Below are 1,111 nucleotides of genomic sequence, written 5' to 3' on the forward strand. Positions count from 1 at the left end.
ATGGCGCCACCCCGCTGTACCTCGCTGCCCGGGAGGGCCATACCGACATCGTGCAACTCCTGATTGAGGCCGGGGCGGATCTCAACGCCGCCTTGCCGAATGGCGCCAGCCCGCTGTTCATCGCTGCCCGGAAAGGCCATACCGACATTGTGAAACTTCTGATTGAGGCCGGGGCGGAACTCAACGCCGCCCACCACCCCGCTCTATATCACAGCTGAGATGGGCAATACCGACTGCGTGAAAGTCCTCAACGAGGCCGGAGTAGGGAACAGAGACAAGGCAGGAAACAAAAGAAAGACGTTATCTTATCGAGGAAACACGGCTCTCAGGTGTTCCCGTCTTCTCAGTTTGTGAAATGGGTGATTATTTATCCACAGAAAACTTTGTAGCCATAAAACTGAACTATCGTACTTTTTTTGTGTCCAAAACATATAACTTAATTAAATTACACGGAGGTTCTAATTATGGATGCTATGACTCGCTCCTTACCTATGATCACTGACGTAAAGTCGCAGGCCGCTCTGTGTCCTATTTGTCGGGATGATTTCCATGGCCATAATGTGGCGCCTGTGGACGTCAAACCCCAGTATCAAACCCGATGCGGGCACCACTTCCATCTGGACTGTATTTCGAAGCATTTTGTGAAACAGTCCATCGGCTCACGCCAGTGCAAGGAGTGTGGGCAAAACCCCACGCCTGTATTGAATGAGAGCACCGGTGTATCTCACCCGGATAAATTTTTCCCCGATCATAGGTTTTATGACGCCTGTTTTGACGGGAATTTAAAAAAGGTGAAGAAATCACTGGCAGAAGGCGTCAATGTCAATGCCGTTATGAAGGATGATCTCACTGCCTTGATGATTGCATCCATTAAGGGGCACACTGACGTCGCCGAACACCTGATTAAAAACAGGGCGGAGGTTAATGCTGCCCGAGCCTGTGATGGGTTCACCCCGCTGATGCTGGCAGCCGAATACGGCAATACCGAATGCGTGCAACTCCTGCTCGACAAAGGGGCGGATCTTGACGCACGGAATAAGGGTGGCGCCACACCGCTGCTCTGTGGACTCCCGAGTGGCAATACCAACTGCGTAAAACTAATGATCGACAG

2 protein-coding genes are annotated in these 1,111 nt (G+C 51.5%); both read left to right on the forward strand.

Annotated features, from left to right (window positions below; genetic code table 11):
• Positions 1-218 (forward strand): ankyrin repeat domain-containing protein (locus KDK18_RS07545; protein WP_257254281.1); only part of this gene is annotated, 218 nt, incomplete at its 5' end.
• A 246-nt stretch (positions 219-464) separates the two neighbouring features.
• The coding region (locus KDK18_RS07550) for an ankyrin repeat domain-containing protein (RefSeq protein WP_257254282.1) at positions 465-1,111 on the forward strand (647 nt) is incomplete at its 3' end.

Source organism: Endozoicomonas sp. SESOKO3 (genome assembly GCF_024606255.1).